The sequence below is a fragment of the Arthrobacter sp. UC242_113 genome, assembly GCF_044054585.1.
Classification (GTDB): Bacteria; Actinomycetota; Actinomycetes; order Actinomycetales; family Micrococcaceae; genus Arthrobacter.
Window position 1 is genome coordinate 2,073,113 of sequence record NZ_CP171968.1, and the last position, 15,777, is coordinate 2,088,889.

The window sequence follows — 15,777 nt, forward strand, 5'->3', positions numbered from 1 at the left end:
TCGTGGACTGGATGATCAGCAGACGTGACGCAGCAATTGCCTTGGATGTACCACTGGAAATGGCGCAGCGCCACGGCATTCCCAAGCTTCTGACCGAAGCCCAGCTCGGCGAACTGCTGGACAATCCGCCTGCGTGGCTCGTCCAGTCCCGCGCCAACCGGACAGGGAAAAGGCCGGTGTGGGTGCACCTCGTCTGCGCGGTCTGCGGTTACGAAGAGGCGGCCCGGCCAAAGAAGTGGTGGCCGGACTTCACGTACGTCGTGTGCGATCATCACCGCCCATCCGAGGTTCCCCCGCCCGCGCCCGGCTTCGTGCGGAGCGAGTTCGACGGCGTGGGCACCAGGTTTGTGGGAATCGCCGACGTCACGGGCTGACGGGTAATCCGGGCAGTTACATCTGGGCTGAAACAGGCGTAATTTACGTAGGGAGGGGCACCCTCCTGCCCCTCGGACGAGGGAGCACGCCATGCCGGACAAATCGCCGCACCAGCAACAGCAGAAAAAAGCGGGCAAAACCATCAAGCAGAAACGCGCGGATAAGAAGGCCAAGGCCCCGCATGAGGGAGCAGTGGACCCCGTAGCGCATCTGAAGAAACGCTGATTGCCCAGTACCACCGGACGGGGTGGCCAGGATTCCCTGGCCACCCCGTTCTTTGTGTCTATCCCCAGTCCGCCATCTCGCCGGGGACGGCTGCGACGTCGGTTAAGTGGCCGTCGCGCAGGACGGCTATGTTCATCGGGACGCCGATGGCCTCGGCGAAGAGGAGCTTCTGCAGGCTCTCGGCATTGCTGACGGCGCGGGAGCCTACCCGCAGCAGCACATCGCCCGTCTTTAGCCCCGCCTGCTCGGCCGGGGAACCCGAGAGCACCTCCACGACGCGCAGCCCCTCCCGCTGCCCGGTGCGGACCACTTCGCTGGCGCCCAGCCGGATCGGGGTGCTGACCACGCCGAGATAGGCGCGCCGGACCCGGCCGTCCGACAGAAGTGCGGAAATGATCCGGCGCGATGTCCTGTTGATGGGAACAGCCAGCCCCAGCCCGGCACCGGCCACCGCAGTGTTGATTCCAACGATCCGGCTTCGGGAGTCGGCCAGTGCCCCGCCGGAACTGCCGGCATTCAAGGCCGCATCGGTCTGGATGACGTCCTCAATGACCCTGCGGTTGCGTCCGGCCCACACAGGGATGGCGCGTCCCAGCCCGCTGACCACACCTGCCGTCACCGAGCCCGAGAGTCCCAACGGGTTTCCGACGGCAATCACCAACTGCCCCACCTGCAGTGACTCGGCGTCCCCGAACTCCGCAGGCGCCACGTGGGGGGCGCGGCCGCGGACCACCGCCAGATCAGACAACGGATCCGCCCCCACCACCTCAAGGTCCGTGCCGGAGCCGTCAGCGAAGACGGCGCGGCCCTTCTGGGTGCCAGCCACCACGTGGGCGTTGGTCAGCAGGTAGCCGTCCTCGGTGAACAGGACCGCGGATCCGGCGCCGACCCGGAACCGTCCGTTGCGGCGGTTCCCGGTCATCTCGACGGCGGCCACATAGGGTGTGACGGTCCTGGCCACCCTGATGACCGTCTCCGAATAGGAGTCGAGGGCCGCGCCGTCGTCGACGGGACCCGGTTCGTTTGCAGCCGCCGTGGACATGGCATGCCTCCCTACCGCTGGTTTCGAATCGCTGGATTCGTGATACCTGTCACAACCACGCAGGGAGGGCAGGTAGTCCCGTGCGGGCTACGCCGTGGGTGAACGGCAGCGACTGGCTTAAACAAGGAATGCCCGGACCGAGGTCCGGGCATTCCCCGTTGGGTAACGGGATTCAGTGGAGATGGGGGGAATTGAACCCCCGTCCGATGTCGTGTTGTCAGGGCTTCTCCGGGCGCAGTTTGCGTCGGATATTCTCGGCCCCAGCCGTCCTGCAAACAGGCGGCTGATCCGGGCCCAGTCATCTAAAAGTCCCGTTTACTCCGATGACGGGAGTAAACAGCAGTGGCTATCTAAATGACGCCAGGATCCGGGGCGATAGCAACCTCGGGCTGACGGACTGTCTTACTGCTTAGGCAGCAAGAGCGAAGTCAGTGCGCTTAGATTCGGCACTTATTGGTTTGCAGACAGCGTTTACGAGATAATTCTGCATCCTCGGCCCGCTTCACCTGTCGCGACTAACATCGTCGAAACCGATCATCCCCGTATTTTGTTACCAAACCGGCTTGGCCAGGTTCTGGACCAGATCCCTGCCGGACTACCTAGCATAACGCATCGGGGCCGGTATTGATTCCAGCACCTGTACCGCGCGTCGGCCTTTCCGTCCTAGCGCCGATTACGTTCCCGCATGACGCGGAGGGCCTCGCGCTTGTCCTGCTGCTCGCGCAAAGACTGGCGCTTGTCGTAATCCTTTTTACCGCGCGCAATTCCGATTTCCACCTTGGCGCGTCCGTCCACGAAGTACAGTTGCAGGGGCACAATGGTGAAGCCGGATTCGCGGATCTTGTGCGAGATCTTGATGAGTTCCTCGCGGTGCAGCAGGAGTTTCCGCCGCCGGCGCGCCGCGTGGTTGGTCCAGCTTCCCTGGTTGTATTCAGGGATGTGGATGCCCTCCATCCACAGCTCGTCGTTATAGAACGTGCAGAACCCGTCAACCATGGAAGCGTGGCCTTCGCGGAGGGACTTGACCTCCGTCCCCATGAGAGCGATGCCGGCCTCGTAGGTGTCCATGACGTGGTAGTCGTGCCGGGCCTTCCGGTTGGTGGCCACGACTTTTCGGCCACTTTCTTTAGGCACGGTTCAACTCCTCAGTTCTCGGTACAGGCTGTCCCGGCGGCACCGGAACAAAGTCTTACTATTCTACGGCAGGTGCACCCGCCGGCCGCCGCCGCCAGGGTGCCGCTGCCCGCTTGTCCTGCCCCGGTCAGAGCAGGCGCATCGGGTCAACGGCTTCACCGTTCAGCCAGGTCTCGAAGTGCGAGTGGCAGCCGGTGGAGTTTCCCGTGGTGCCCGAGTATGCGATGAGCTGGCCCTGGCTGACCTGCTGTCCGGGCGAGACCACCACACTGGTGTTGTGGTAGTAGATCGTGGTCAGCGAGTTGCCCTGGACCACACCGTGCGAGATTTTGACGTTGTTCCCGCCGCCGTCGTCCGCCCAGCCAGCCGAGAAAACTTCGCCGGCTGCCGCCGCGTACACCGGCGTGCCGCAAGCGGCACCGAAGTCAATGCCCGTGTGCATGTAGCCGCCGGCACCGTAGAAATCGATGGTGCCGGGCGGCGTCGCCCGCCATCCAAAACCTGACGTGATGGGTACGCTGCCGGGGAACGGGTGGCGGAGGCCAAAGGCCGACGGCGGCCCGGTCACCGGCGGCACGTACGGCTGCACGATCCGCGCGCGGGCCGCAGCTTCGGCATCACCCCGGGCCCGGGCATCCGCTTCGGCCCGCGCCCGGGCTTCTGCGGCAGCGGCCTCAGCTATGCGGCGCTGTTCGGCCAGCCAAGCCTCGCGTAGCTTACGGTCGCGTTCAACAATTTCGGCCGCGACGGCTTGCTGACGTGTCTTGACGGTGGCCAGCTTCTTCTGGATGCCGGGCTTTGCCGCCTCGAGTTCATTGTTGAGGCGGGTGGTGTCGGCGATGAGCTTGTCCACCTTGGCCTTCTTGGCGGCGGCCTCGTTGCGGGCGGCCTTCTCTTTGGCCAGCGCCGCATCGGCCTTGGCCTTGAGGTCCCTGATCTCAGCTTCCACTGCCTGCAGGCGTGCCTGCGAGTTGACGTTGGTGGCGTTCTGCTGCGTGAGCTTGTCCATTGCGGAGTTCTGGCTACGCAATGCCTGGTCGGCCATGTCCATCGTGTCAGTGAGGCTGCCCGTGTTGTTGGAACCGAAGAACAGGGTGAGATCCGACGGCACACCGCCGGACTTGTACGCCTGCGTCGCGATCTGGCCGATCAGCTTCTTCGTGCTGGCGATCTTCTGCTTGTCGGCATCCAGCTGCTGGGTGATTTTGGCCTTGTTCTGCTGGGCCAGATCCACCCTGGCAGCGAGGGCCTCCACTTCCTTGACGGCACTCGCCACCCGGCCCTGGGCCTCGAGAAGCGCTTGCTGCGCGGCCGGAAGCTGGCCCCGGTAGATCACCAGGTCGCCGACAGCTTTGGTAATTTTTGCGTCGACGAATTCGAGCGACTGCTGGACCCGGGCAGCTTCGGCTTTCAGGGCGGCCTGTTGGTCTTCAAGGTCGTCTGCGAAGGCGGCAGGAGCCGACGCCCCCAGGCTCGCGGCCAGCACCAGCGCCACGGCGGCACTAAGACCCCTGCGCTGGCGCCCGCCCGGGCTTCGTCGCACGGGCCTGCCGGAACTGGTCATGGGCATTCCTTCGATGAGCATGGCCTACACCCTCAAGTATCGGCGCAGAGTGAGCAGAGATGAAGTACCCGCCAGAACGACACCCAGCCCGACGAGCGCCGGGGCGATGAGCAGCGTCTGCGCCGGCGAGATGAACGCCGTATCCGGATACTGCTTGGACAAGTACTCGCCCAGGAAGAAGTGGGCCACGGCCCACAGTGTCCCGGACGCGAGGGCGGCCCCGATCACCGCGGCAATCACGCCCTCCAGGATGAAGGGCAGCTGGATCACTGTCTTTGACGCTCCCACGAGCCGCATGATGCCGGTCTCCCGCCGCCGGCTGAAGGCCGAAAGCCGGATTGTAGTGGCGATGAGCAGGATGGCGCACACGGTCATTACACCGGCGATTATCACTGCCACGAGGGACGCCGCGTTCATCACGGAGAAGAGCCGCTCGAGAACCTGCCGCTGGTCGATGACAGTTTCGACGCCCGGCTGCGAGGAGAACGTCTCGCTGATGATCTGGTACTTCTCCGGGTCCTTCATGTTGATCCGGAACGAGGCGGGAAGCTGGTCCGGCGTGACCGAATCCACGATTGGAGAGTTCGAGAACTGCTCCTTGAAGTGCTTGTAGGCGTCGTCCTTGGATTCGAACTGGAAATCGTTGACGTACTGGGCCACCGCTGGCGATTCCAGCAGGGTCCGCACGTTGTCCTGCTGTTCCGCCGTCACCGGCCCCGAGGCGCAACCGGCCGCCGTCGCCCCTTCCCCGCACAGGAAGATGGCCACCTGGACCTTGTCGTACCAGTAGCCCTTCATCTGGTTGATCTGGAGCTGGAGCATGCCGGCGGCGCCGACGAAGGTCAGCGACACAAAGGTCACCAGGATGACGGAGACGACCATCGACAGGTTGCGGCGCAGTCCGCCGCCGATCTCGCCGAGGATGAACTGGAGCCTCACAGCCGGCCCTCCCCTGCCTGCTCGCGCGCTGCCTGTTCGCCGGCAGCCCGGCCGCCGGCAGCCTGGCGGTCGGAGTCCCTGGACTCATCGCGTCCGCTGGCATCCTTGAGCCTTCGGGACTGGCCTACCACCGGAATCATCGACGTGTAGAGGGCCCGGGCTTCGTCGCGGATGACTTTGCCGTTCTTGAGTTCCACGACGCGCTTGCGCATCTCATTGACGATGTCGTCGTCGTGGGTGGCCATGACCACCGTGGTGCCGTTCTGGTTGATCTTGTCCAGGACGCCCATGATGCCCATGGACGTGGTGGGGTCCAGGTTGCCGGTGGGCTCGTCGGCCAGGAGGATGCCCGGGCGGTTGACCACGGCGCGGGCAATGGCCACGCGTTGCTGCTCACCGCCGGAGAGCTCGTGCGGCATGCGTTTTTCTTTGCCCTCCAGGCCTACGGTCTTGAGCACTTCGGGGACAGTGTCGCGGATGACGCTGCGGCTCTTGCCGATGACCTGCATGGCGAAGGCGACGTTGGCGAACACGTTCTTCTGCGGCAGCAGGCGGAAGTCCTGGAACACCACGCCGATTCCGCGGCGCAGGCGGGGAACGCGCCAGCTGGAGATGTTGGCGACGTTCTGGCCGGCGACGTGGACCGTGCCGGAGGTGGCGCGGTCTTCCTTGAGGACAAGGCGCAGGAACGTGGACTTGCCGGATCCCGACGCGCCGACGAGGAAGGCGAATTCACCACGGTCAATTTCAAGGCTGACAGAATCCAGGGCGGGCCTGGCTTTCTGGTCGTAGACCTTGGTGACATTTTCGAAACGGATCATGACCCTAAAACCCTGCAGGACACGGCTTTATGGGCATGGTCTGCAACCGGTGCGGGGGCTTTCTCTAGGGGGAAGAAGAGCTCCGGCCTCTCGACTATACGCACGGGCTACCATGCTCAGGCGGGAGTAAGAGGGGCGTGTCGCGGGATTGGGTTCCTCGCCCGGGCGGGTGCGTCTAGCGTTCGGCGTTGCGGTTGTCAGTGCGCCAGCGGATCCCGGCTTCGATGAAGTCGTCAATGGCGCCGTCCAGCACGGCGGTGGTGTTTCCCACTTCGTGCTCGGTCCGGAGGTCCTTGACCATCTGGTACGGGTTCAGGACGTAGGAGCGCATCTGGTCGCCCCAGGAGGCCTTTACGTCGCCGGCGAACGCCTTCTTCTCGGCGTCCTCCTGCTCCTTCTTGAGCAGCAGGAGCCTCGACTGGAGCACCCTCATCGCGGCAGCGCGGTTCTGCAGCTGCGACTTCTCGTTCTGCATGGATACCACGGTCCCGGTTGGGATGTGGGTCAGTCGCACGGCGGAGTCGGTGGTGTTAACCGACTGGCCGCCGGGGCCGGACGAGCGGAAGACGTCCACGCGGATTTCATTGTCCGGGATGTCTATGGAGTCTGTCTGTTCGATGAGGGGAATGACTTCCACGGCAGCGAAGGAGGTCTGCCGGCGCCCCTGGTTGTCGAACGGGCTGATCCGGACCAGCCGGTGCGTTCCGGCCTCAACGCTCAGCGTGCCGAATGCGTATGGCGCGTTGACCTCGAAGGTGGCGGACTTGAGGCCCGCCTCCTCCGCGTAGGAGGTGTCCATGACGGTGGTGGGGTAGCCATGGCGCTCTGCCCACCGGAGATACATGCGCAGCAGCATCTCGGCGAAGTCCGCGGCATCCACGCCGCCGGCGCCGGAGCGGATAGTGACCACGGCCTCGCGCTCGTCGTACTCGCCGGAGAGCAGGGTGACGACCTCGAGGTCCTTCAGCGACTTGCGGATGGACTCAAGCTCCGACTCAGCCTCCCCCATGGAGTCGGCGTCGTCCTCGTCCTGGCCGAGCTCCACCAGCACCTCAAGGTCGTCGATGCGGGAAACCAGCGTGTTCAGCCGCTCCAGCTCGGATTGGCGGTGCGACAGCCGTGAGGTAATAATCTGGGCTGCCGCGGGGTCATCCCACAGGTTCGGCTCCCCGGCCCGCTCGCTCAGTTCTGCGATCTCTTCCTTGAGCGCCTCGACATCGGTGACCTTCTCGATGGAGGTATAGGTGCCGCGCAGCGCGCGGATTTCTGCAGCAAAATCAATTTGAGCCATGGTTGTTTAAGCGTACGCTATTCGTCCTGACCGGCCTGACGGTGGGACCGGCGGCTTGAGCTAACGGGTCAGCCGCGAGCGTGCGGTGGACGTGGCGGCAATGGTTATGCCGTCCGGGATGAGGAAATTGACCACCGGCGGGTGCACGGTGGCGCTGAGTACCACGACAGAGGTGGAACCGTCCGGCGTCCCTGTTCCGGCTGCGACGGCCAGTCCGTCGACGCGGCCGAAGGCGCCACTGCGGCTGAGATAATCGGCGGCGACGTTCCGGACTCTGTCACCATTCAGCAGTGCCGACGGAGTGCCGCTGGCCGTTTCCACCTGGCCAAGTGTGTAGGAGTCGGCGGCGGCCACGGAGGCGCCGTCCGCGAGCGACAGGAGTTTCTTGTGCTCGATGTAAAGGCTGGACGCCGCCATGACCACGGTGCTGACAAGCAGGGCCAGCATGACGAACCCGATGATGAGGACTGTCATTTGACCGTCCTCATCGCGGCGGGTTCGCGCTGGTCCGGCGGGGGTGCGGGTGGCTGCGGGAGGCGTCAACGGAACCTGCCCACAACCTGGGTGGCCGAAGCGCTGAGCTGGCCGGCGTTGAGGCGCATTGCCTCCCCGAAGGGGACGAAGGGCAGCGGCACAGTGAGCCGGACGGTGACGGTGACCGCCGAGCCGGCCGCGGTGCAGTCGCCGCCAGAGTCACAGTGGATCTCGACGCTGGCGTTCCCGACCGGGTGGCCGTAGTCAGCAAGGGCCACCATGGTGGCCTGCTCAGCGGCTGCCCGGCCCGACGGGGCATCGGGCTGGGCCACGAAGACTTTGGCGGCCTGGTCCGCTGCGCCCACCACGGCGAACGAGCCGCCTTGAAGCTGCCCAACAGTGATGATGAAGTACACCACGGGAACCATGAGGAGCAGTCCGAGGAACGTGAACTCCACGACCGCACTCCCCCGCTGCCCGACGTCGTCCCCTGCGTTCCCGGGGTCATGAGTGCCTTGGGCGCCAAGGCTGCCGCAGGGACCAGGAGCACCGCCGGCGCCGCGGCACAGAGCCTCCCGGATCCTGTCCGTAAAATGCTTGGTGGAGTGGCGCCGCCTGCGGTCAGCCGGTGACCGCGGCATGGCCGGTGACCTCCAGCCCTCCGCGCGGACCGATCAGACCGATGACCGGCAGTGGGGCCCGAACGGTCACCTCCAGTGTGCGCATCCCTTGGAAAACAACTTCACGTGTTTCAATGTCGCGGGCAAAGTCGGCATTGAGCGCCGTGCCGATGAGCTCACTGGTACGGTGCCGGGCGTCGTCCGCGCTGCGGTCGGCCAAGGTTCCGTGCCGGGCGCCGGACGCCGCAGCGTCGATGAGTGTGTTCCGGACGTGCAGGATAATTGCGAGCTGAACGATGGAGACAAAAAACATTGTCAGCAGGGCTCCCACGAGCACGAAGTCGACAACGGCAGCGCCGCGCTCGCGTCCGGAAGTGGCCGCACCGGTTTCGTTCACGGGCTACTTTCCGACCGTGTCCATCGCCTGGTTGAACATGGCTTCCAGGGCCGGGCCGGCCACGGCCAGCAGCGCGGCAACCAGGACCGCGGACATCAGGGTGATCATGACCCATCCGGGCACATCCCCGCGTTCAGGATGGTCCGCGTAGGTCTTCCGGGGTCGCGGGGCCACGGTCAAGGAGCGGCCGATCAGCGCCGCCACTGCGGCGACAAGTGCAAGTCCGTGCCTGGCCATGAATGTCATGTGCTTCCCTTTTCTCGGAGTTGTTTGATTGTTGGATGTGGGCGCTGCCGGCGGATGCCGGAGCAGCGGCGTCAAAAATTCAGGCTGAGTGCCGCTATTCCGGGGAACACGGCAAACACCACTGTCAGGGGCAGCACACCGAAGACAAGCGGCACCATCATCGCGATCTCCTTCTTGCCGGCGGACTCCATCAGCTCACGCTTGGCCGTGTCGCGGACGTCCTGGGCCTGGGCCCTAAGGACTTCGGCCAGTGGCGTCCCGCGTTCCACGGCCACGATGATGCCGTCAACAAAGCGGATGAGCGGTCCCAGATCGGTGCGCGCAGAAAACTCCTGAAGAGCTTCCACGAGGGGCTTGCCTGCACGGGTTTCGGCCAAGACCCTGCTGAATTCCTTGGAGAGCTCGCCCCGGGCGGTCCTGCAGACGCGGTCGAGAGCACCGGTGGCGCTCTCCCCGGCGCCCACCGCGAGTGCGATCATTTCTGCCAGGCTGGGGAATTCCGCCAGCATCCGCTCCTCCCGCCGTTTGATCTGGACTCCGAGCCAGTAGTCCCTGAAGAGGAATCCGCCGATCGCGCTACCGACGGAAACCGCCACGGCCAGGACAGGGCTGAATCTCCCGGAGAGCGCTGCGAGCACTATCACGCTCACAGCTGCAATGAATGTGCAGAGCCCCCAGAAGAGCTGCTGGGCCCGGAAGTCCAGGGGCGACTTGTCGATGCGTGCTTGCGCAAGCCTGCGACCTAGGGCGGCGGAGCCAACGTTGAATCTGGCCAGTTTGGCTGTGGCTTCCCTGATCAGCGGACGGAGTATGCGTTCGAGGGGACCAAAAGGAGTGAGGACGCGTTCCTCCGCCCGCAGGAGCCTGGATTCGAGGTTTTGGGATCTGAGCTGCGGTTCGATCCGCTCCACGAAACTGATGGAGCGCATGAATGGGAGCCTGACAAGGAGGAGCCACAGACCGGCACCCAGGAATGCGCCGCAGATGATCGCAGCCGCTGGAACGGTGGTCATCGCAGCACCCTCTCTTCCTCCCGGAAGGCTCCTATCTTCAGCATGACCGAATAGCACACCAGCGAGACAATCAGGCCTCCCAACAGCACGGCCGCCCCAATGGGGGTGTTGTACGCAGCCACGGCCTCCGGACGGCTGACCAGCAGCAACATGACGATCCACGGCGCCGCGACGGCCAGCCGGGCAGCGTTGACTGTCCACGACTGCCGTGCTTCAAGCTCGCTCCGGGTCCGTGCACTTTCGCGCAGGAACTCGGCGAGGGTCCCGAGCAGCTTGCCGAGATCGGAGCCGCCCACCTCCCGGGTTAGCCGAAGAGCCTCGATGATGCGGTCAGCTACGGGGTCCGCCAGCCGCTCCTTAAGCCTGTTTAGCGAGGCGTCGAACTGGCCGCCCGAGCGGTAATCCGAGCCGAAGTCGCGAAACACGTGCCGGAGCTCCTCCGGCCCCTTGTCGCCCAGCTGTATCAGCGCTTCGGGCAGGGATAACCCGGCCCGGATGGCCGACCGCAGATGGTCCACGACGTCGGGCCACACCCGCCGCAAGACGGAGCTTCGCCGCTTGACCCGCCATTTCACCACCGCCACCGGAAGCCAGGCGCCGAACAGGCCGAAGCAAACGGAGACCGGCAAGGATCTGCTCACGGCGAAGAAAGCCAGCGTCGCGAAGACGCCGAGTCCCAGGCCGCTGCCGATGAGACCGGCGCCGGTGACCTTCTCAATGCCGGCAGACAACAGCAGGTCATGGAGACGGCTTGTCCGCGGTTCTCGCTCGGGACGCGCGGGCTCGTCCCAGGCCGACCACCAGATGAGGAACAGCCCGGCTCCTACCAGGACCCCCAGCAGCGCAGCCATCAGCGCGGGTCCAAGAGTGCCGCGACCTCGTAACCGGCTCTGGCGAATTTCTCCTCCGCCGGCATTGTGTTGGCCGTCGGTTCCAGCATGCCGCCGATCGTTGAGAAAATCATCGAGGACTCGATAATTCCGTTCTCGACCCGCCTGCCCAGGGAGAGAATTTCCGTCACCTGCCTCCGCCCGTTTGCAAGGCGGCTGCAGTGAACCACCAGATCGATGCACGAGGCCACCGTGGGAACCACAAACGCGCTGGAAATGTTGTCCCCGGCGAGCAGCGGCAGGGTGCACATCTTGGTCACGGCGTCGTGTGCTGAATTGGCATGGACCGTGCACATCCCCGGGAGGCCGCTGTTGAGGGCGATCAACATGTCGAGGCTCTCCGCTTCGCGGACTTCGCCCACCACTAGACGGTCAGGCCGCATGCGGAGGGCTTCCTTGACCAGCCTGCGGAGCGGTATCTCGCCTTCGCCTTCGAGGTTTGGCTGCCTGCATTGCAGTCCGACCACATCGCGCAGTGGAAATTGCAGTTCGAAGATCTCCTCGACCGTAATGACCCGCTCGCGGCTGCCTATGCTGGCTGCCAGGCAGTTCAGCAGTGTGGTCTTCCCGGCCTGCGTCGCGCCTGACACGAGTATGTTGAGTCCGCTCGCGACAGCGGCGCCAAGGAAGCGCCCGGACTGAGGCGTCAGTGTGCCCAGTTCCACGAGATGATCCAGCCGGGTCGCCTTCACAACGAACTTACGGATGTTGACCGCCCAGTGGCGTCTGGTGACGTCCGGGATGACCACGTGCAGGCGGGATCCGTCAGGCAGTGCTGCGTCCACGAAGGGTGATGAGATGTCCAGCCGCCGGCCCGAGCTCTTCAGCATCCGCTCAACGAGGTCCCGGACCTGCTGGTCCGTCAGGGTAAGGGATGTAAGTTCGGATTCGCCGTTCCGGGCGACGTAGATTTCAGTGGGCGCGTTGATCCAGATTTCCTCGATGCCCGGATCATCCAGAAAAGGTTGGAGGGCACCGAACCCAGCCACCGCGTCAAAGACAAACCGGCGTGCTGGCTCCAGCGGCCCCAACGGCGGGAGCGGCCCCATGAGCGCGCGCTCGTCATAGTCGGTCACGGCCGCTTCCACGAGCCGCCTGACCTCGGCCGTCTGGTGCAACGGATCGAGACCCCGCCGACGAATCAGCTCCCGGACTTCGTCCTCGACAATGCGAACTGCATCCATGAATTCCCCCGAACGACTGCCGCCCCCAGCGGGGGCAGTACATCTGGGTTAAACCTAGAGGATGCTATCTCGTGAGCCAAGTCACAAAGTCAAGCATGTGGATAACTGCCAGCGAGGGCCTGGAAGCTTAGGACTTAGCGGCTGTTGCCGGCTCAGTCGCATCCGAGCCGGCGTAGCCGTACGGGTTGGCGCTCTGCCAGCGCCAGTGGTCGGAGCACATCTGCGCCAGGTCACGGTGGGCCGACCAGCCCAGATCTGCCAATGCGGCGGAGGCGTCTGCGTAGCTGACTGCCGCATCCCCCGGCCGCCGGGGTGCGAATTCATAAGGGACTGGATGTCCTGCAGCAGCACCGAACGCGTCGATGACCTCCAGAACGGACGAACCCCGGCCGGTTCCAAGGTTCCAGCGGAACGAGCCCGTCTTGGCCTGCAGGTAGTTCAGCGCTGCCAAGTGGCCGGCTGCGAGGTCCATGACATGGATGTAGTCACGTACACCGGTCCCGTCTGGCGTGGGGTAATCGTTTCCGAACACCATGACTTTCTCGCGCCGCCCCACCGCAACCTGTGCAACGAAGGGCAAAAGGTTGTTGGGGATGCCGCGGGGGTCTTCGCCGATGCGCCCCGATTCGTGCGCGCCCACGGGGTTGAAGTAGCGCAGGAGTGCGATACTCCACCGCGGGTCGGCGTCGCTCAGGTCGGACAGGATGTCCTCGATCTGCTCTTTCGTCCTGCCGTAGGGATTCGTCGCGTCCAGCGGAGACTTTTCAATCAGGGGAACGTGCTCAGAAGCGCCGTAAACGGTAGCCGACGAACTGAAGACCAGCCGCCGGACGCCCGCCTTGTCCATGCTCTCGAGCAGGTTGAGCGTACCCACGACGTTGTTCTTGTAGTACCAGAGCGGTTTCGCCACGGACTCGCCGACGGCCTTCAGGCCGGCGAAGTGGATGACGGCGTCGAACCCGCCCTCCGCGAAGACCTGGTCAACAGCCTCAGCGTCAAGGAGGTCGGCCTCGCGGAACTCCACCTTCTTGCCCGTGAGCTCCTCAACGCGGCGAACTGCCTCAATGTTCGAGTTCATGAGGTTGTCGAGCACGACAACCTCATGTCCGTCCTCGAGCAGGCAAAGAGTCGTATGTGATCCGATGTAGCCGGCGCCGCCGGTGACCAAAACCTTCATGGCCTCCAGTCTAGAGCTGCCGGGATTAGCGCTGAAATCCCCTACGGGATCCCCGTAGCAAAAGCCAATCATCGGATCCCGCAAATCACATTGGAACCAAGTACACCATTGGCACCAGCAGTAACAAGAGTGGTAAGGTGGGCCGCGCCAAGGACTACCCCTTGGGGCTGGGCTGAACGGGGGCGACCCAACCGCGTCCGCTCGGCGGCGCCTACTGGCCTGTTAGAGCTACAGGCCTGGACTGCGGAGCGGATATATGACACAGACCAAAACTGCACGGAGTAGGACTGCTGGCCCGTTCAGCGCTGGCCTTTTCGCCCTCGTGGTTCTTGCAGGTTTTGGGGCACCGGTTCCGGCTTCAGCCGTGGAATCACCGCCGACCGCCACCGCTGGTGAAACAACCGCCCCCGTGCAGCCTGCCCCGGGCACAGAACTCGATTCAGAAGCAGCGAAGGCCGCGATGCGGGCAGCGGCAGGCGCAGACGGCGCGCAGATGGGCCAGGGCAATCCACTTGCCGCGCAGTCGCGGCGCGATGCTGTAACAGAGGCTACGTGGGTCCCGTCCTTTGGCGTCAAGGGCCAGGATGTCAGCAGCCACCAAGGCGCCGTGAACTGGCAACAGCAATGGAACATGGGCTCGCGCTTTGCATACGTCAAGGCCACCGAGGGAAACTACTACGTCAGCGGCAGCTTCTCTTCGCAATATCTGGGCGCCCGCAACGTGGGCATGCTCCGGGGCGCCTATCACTTTGCAATCCCCAACGCCTCTTCTGGCGCAGATCAGGCCCGTTTCTTCGTAGCGAACGGCGGTGGCTGGACGGGTGATGGCTTTACCATGCCCCCAGTGCTGGACTTCGAATTCAATCCCTACGCCGGCATGACAATCAACGGCTTCTACCATGGAAATGCCTGCTACGACAAATCGCCGCAGCAGCTGGTCTCGTGGGTCCGGGACTTTGGCAACACCATGCGGTCACTGACCGGGCGGCTGCCCGTCATATACACGAACACAGGCTGGTGGAAACAGTGCACCAACGATGCCCTTGGTTTCGGTGACTACCCCTTGTGGGTTGCCAATTACCCCGACGCTCCGTCCAACGACGCGGGTCCCATCCCGTCCAGCTGGAATCAGTACAGCATCTGGCAATTTAGCCCGGGCGGGCCGTTCGCGGGCGACTCGAACGTGTGGAACGGCAGTTACGCACAGCTGCAGACTTTTGCAAGAAACGGTTTGAATTCCGCCGGTGCCATCGAGCGCAAGTGGGTGGCCCTGGGCGGAGCTTCCGGGAGCATGGGAGCGGCAATTTCCCAGTCCGACATCTGCAACCTGGTCGGCGGCGGGTGCTATAGGTCCTATGCGGCTGGCAATATCTATTGGACCAGCGCAACTGGCGCGCATGCTGTCACGGGCAACTATTGGAACGCCTGGGCTGCGGCCGGTTGGCAAAGCGCAATCGGCTATCCGACAGGCGATGTCACCTGCCCGTACGGGTCGCCGGCCAGCTCAACTTGCCACCAGATATTCCAGGGCGGCATCATCTATGCCACTCCCGGCGTGGGTACGTTTGCCGTGGCCAACAAGTACATGTCCGGGTGGAAAGCTGCTGGCTGGCAGCAGGGAATCGGCTATCCCACCGCTGCAGCCTCCTGTGGCCTGTATGGCGGCGGGTGCTACCAGCCGTTTCAGAAGGGAAACATCTACTTCACTGCCTCTACGGGTGCGCACGCCGTGACGGGCTCGTACTGGAATGCGTGGAAGGAAGCAGGCTGGCAGCAGGGGCTCGGGTATCCTACTGGTCCCGTCGCTTGCGGGCTTTACGGCGGGGGTTGCTACCAGCCCTTCCAAAAGGCCAACGTCTATTTCTCCCCCACTACCGGCGCCCACGCCGTGTTCGGGGCCTACTTCACATCATGGAAGTGGGCCGGCTGGCAGGCAGGCGTCGGGTACCCGACGGGACCCGTGAAATGTGGGCTCTACGGCGGCGGCTGCTATCAACCGTTCGAAAGGGCGACCAGCTACTACACGGTTGCCACCGGCGCGAACATGGTCGGCGAGCCCTATTGGTCAGCATGGGGTGCGGCCGGCTGGCAACCCCGCTTGGGTTACCCCCTGGGAGTGGCAGTCAAGTGGAACGGATACAGGGAGGTGCCTTTCCAGGGCGGATCCGTCACCTACAGTGCCAATGGGGTCACCGTACGCACCAACTGAATCAGATATCGCCACGCCCCTCGGCCGGATAAGCAAAGGGGCGCGGCTGTCTGACCCGGGAGCCTGGCCACAGCGCCGCTGGGCCGTACAGTGACAATATGACGACGGGGGCCCAGGTGACGCGGTGGCGCACACCCGACATTCAGCGGAGGCCCGGTCTCCGGGGATGGGTGGAC

17 protein-coding genes and 1 other RNA gene are annotated in these 15,777 nt (G+C 64.3%); 3 read left to right on the forward strand and 15 right to left on the reverse strand.

Annotated features, from left to right (window positions below):
* The first annotated feature begins 11 nt into the window (after nt 1-11).
* Nucleotides 12-374 carry a hypothetical protein gene (locus ACHMXB_RS09350; RefSeq protein WP_395405215.1) on the forward strand — a complete coding sequence of 121 codons (363 nt, stop codon included), beginning with the start codon at nt 12-14 and terminating at the stop codon, nt 372-374.
* Between the two features lie 91 nt (nt 375-465).
* Complete coding sequence (locus tag ACHMXB_RS09355) at nt 466-600, forward strand: hypothetical protein (protein ID WP_262982881.1); 135 nt, start codon at nt 466-468, stop codon at nt 598-600.
* A 58-nt stretch (nt 601-658) separates the two neighbouring features.
* On the opposite strand, the gene ACHMXB_RS09360 is transcribed toward ACHMXB_RS09355, so the two are convergent.
* The 15 genes from ACHMXB_RS09360 to galE form a co-directional block, all read right to left on the reverse strand.
* Nucleotides 659-1,642, reverse strand: coding sequence for a S1C family serine protease (locus ACHMXB_RS09360; protein ID WP_395404681.1), 984 nt, complete (start codon nt 1,640-1,642; stop codon nt 659-661).
* 173 nt (nt 1,643-1,815) lie between these two features.
* Nucleotides 1,816-2,184, reverse strand: a transfer-messenger RNA (tmRNA) gene (ssrA, locus tag ACHMXB_RS09365).
* A gap of 121 nt (nt 2,185-2,305) precedes the next feature.
* Nucleotides 2,306-2,776 carry an SsrA-binding protein SmpB gene (gene smpB, locus ACHMXB_RS09370; RefSeq protein WP_395404683.1) on the reverse strand — a complete coding sequence of 157 codons (471 nt, stop codon included), beginning with the start codon at nt 2,774-2,776 and terminating at the stop codon, nt 2,306-2,308.
* Between the two features lie 127 nt (nt 2,777-2,903).
* Nucleotides 2,904-4,340 (reverse strand): peptidoglycan DD-metalloendopeptidase family protein, encoded by a 1,437-nt coding sequence (locus tag ACHMXB_RS09375; protein WP_395404685.1) that lies wholly within the window; start codon nt 4,338-4,340, stop codon nt 2,904-2,906.
* 24 nt (nt 4,341-4,364) lie between these two features.
* Nucleotides 4,365-5,279, reverse strand: coding sequence for a permease-like cell division protein FtsX (gene ftsX / locus ACHMXB_RS09380; RefSeq protein ID WP_395404687.1), 915 nt, complete (start codon nt 5,277-5,279; stop codon nt 4,365-4,367).
* The gene (gene ftsE, locus ACHMXB_RS09385) at nt 5,276-6,100 is read right to left on the reverse strand and encodes a cell division ATP-binding protein FtsE (RefSeq protein WP_395404689.1); all 825 of its coding nucleotides are present in this window, start codon (nt 6,098-6,100) and stop codon (nt 5,276-5,278) included. Before ftsE ends, ftsX begins: the two co-directional genes overlap by 4 nt.
* Nucleotides 6,101-6,275: 175 nt before the next feature.
* Nucleotides 6,276-7,391, reverse strand: a complete 1,116-nt coding sequence (gene prfB, locus ACHMXB_RS09390; RefSeq protein WP_395404691.1) for a peptide chain release factor 2 — start codon at nt 7,389-7,391, stop codon at nt 6,276-6,278.
* 60 nt (nt 7,392-7,451) lie between these two features.
* Nucleotides 7,452-7,865: a pilus assembly protein TadG-related protein gene (locus ACHMXB_RS09395; protein ID WP_395404693.1), complete on the reverse strand. Its 414-nt coding sequence runs from the start codon at nt 7,863-7,865 to the stop codon at nt 7,452-7,454.
* A gap of 65 nt (nt 7,866-7,930) precedes the next feature.
* Nucleotides 7,931-8,506: a hypothetical protein gene (locus tag ACHMXB_RS09400; RefSeq protein ID WP_395404695.1), complete on the reverse strand. Its 576-nt coding sequence runs from the start codon at nt 8,504-8,506 to the stop codon at nt 7,931-7,933.
* Nucleotides 8,487-8,882, reverse strand: coding sequence for a TadE family protein (locus tag ACHMXB_RS09405; RefSeq protein ID WP_395404697.1), 396 nt, complete (start codon nt 8,880-8,882; stop codon nt 8,487-8,489). Before ACHMXB_RS09405 ends, ACHMXB_RS09400 begins: the two co-directional genes overlap by 20 nt.
* Nucleotides 8,883-8,885: 3 nt before the next feature.
* The gene (locus ACHMXB_RS09410) at nt 8,886-9,119 is read right to left on the reverse strand and encodes a hypothetical protein (protein WP_395405217.1); all 234 of its coding nucleotides are present in this window, start codon (nt 9,117-9,119) and stop codon (nt 8,886-8,888) included.
* Nucleotides 9,120-9,199: 80 nt separating this feature from the next.
* Nucleotides 9,200-10,141 carry a type II secretion system F family protein gene (locus tag ACHMXB_RS09415; protein ID WP_395404699.1) on the reverse strand — a complete coding sequence of 314 codons (942 nt, stop codon included), beginning with the start codon at nt 10,139-10,141 and terminating at the stop codon, nt 9,200-9,202.
* Nucleotides 10,138-10,992 (reverse strand): type II secretion system F family protein, encoded by an 855-nt coding sequence (locus ACHMXB_RS09420; protein ID WP_395404701.1) that lies wholly within the window; start codon nt 10,990-10,992, stop codon nt 10,138-10,140. The genes ACHMXB_RS09415 and ACHMXB_RS09420 overlap by 4 nt, the downstream gene beginning before the upstream one ends.
* Complete coding sequence (locus ACHMXB_RS09425; protein WP_395404703.1) at nt 10,992-12,215, reverse strand: CpaF family protein; 1,224 nt, start codon at nt 12,213-12,215, stop codon at nt 10,992-10,994. The genes ACHMXB_RS09420 and ACHMXB_RS09425 overlap by 1 nt, the downstream gene beginning before the upstream one ends.
* A gap of 127 nt (nt 12,216-12,342) precedes the next feature.
* Nucleotides 12,343-13,392: a UDP-glucose 4-epimerase GalE gene (gene galE, locus ACHMXB_RS09430; protein WP_395404705.1), complete on the reverse strand. Its 1,050-nt coding sequence runs from the start codon at nt 13,390-13,392 to the stop codon at nt 12,343-12,345.
* Between the two features lie 409 nt (nt 13,393-13,801).
* Between galE and ACHMXB_RS09435 the strand changes: the two genes are divergently transcribed.
* A complete protein-coding gene (locus tag ACHMXB_RS09435) occupies nt 13,802-15,601 on the forward strand; it encodes a GH25 family lysozyme (protein WP_395404707.1) in 1,800 nt (599 codons plus the stop codon).
* Nucleotides 15,602-15,777 lie beyond the last annotated feature (176 nt).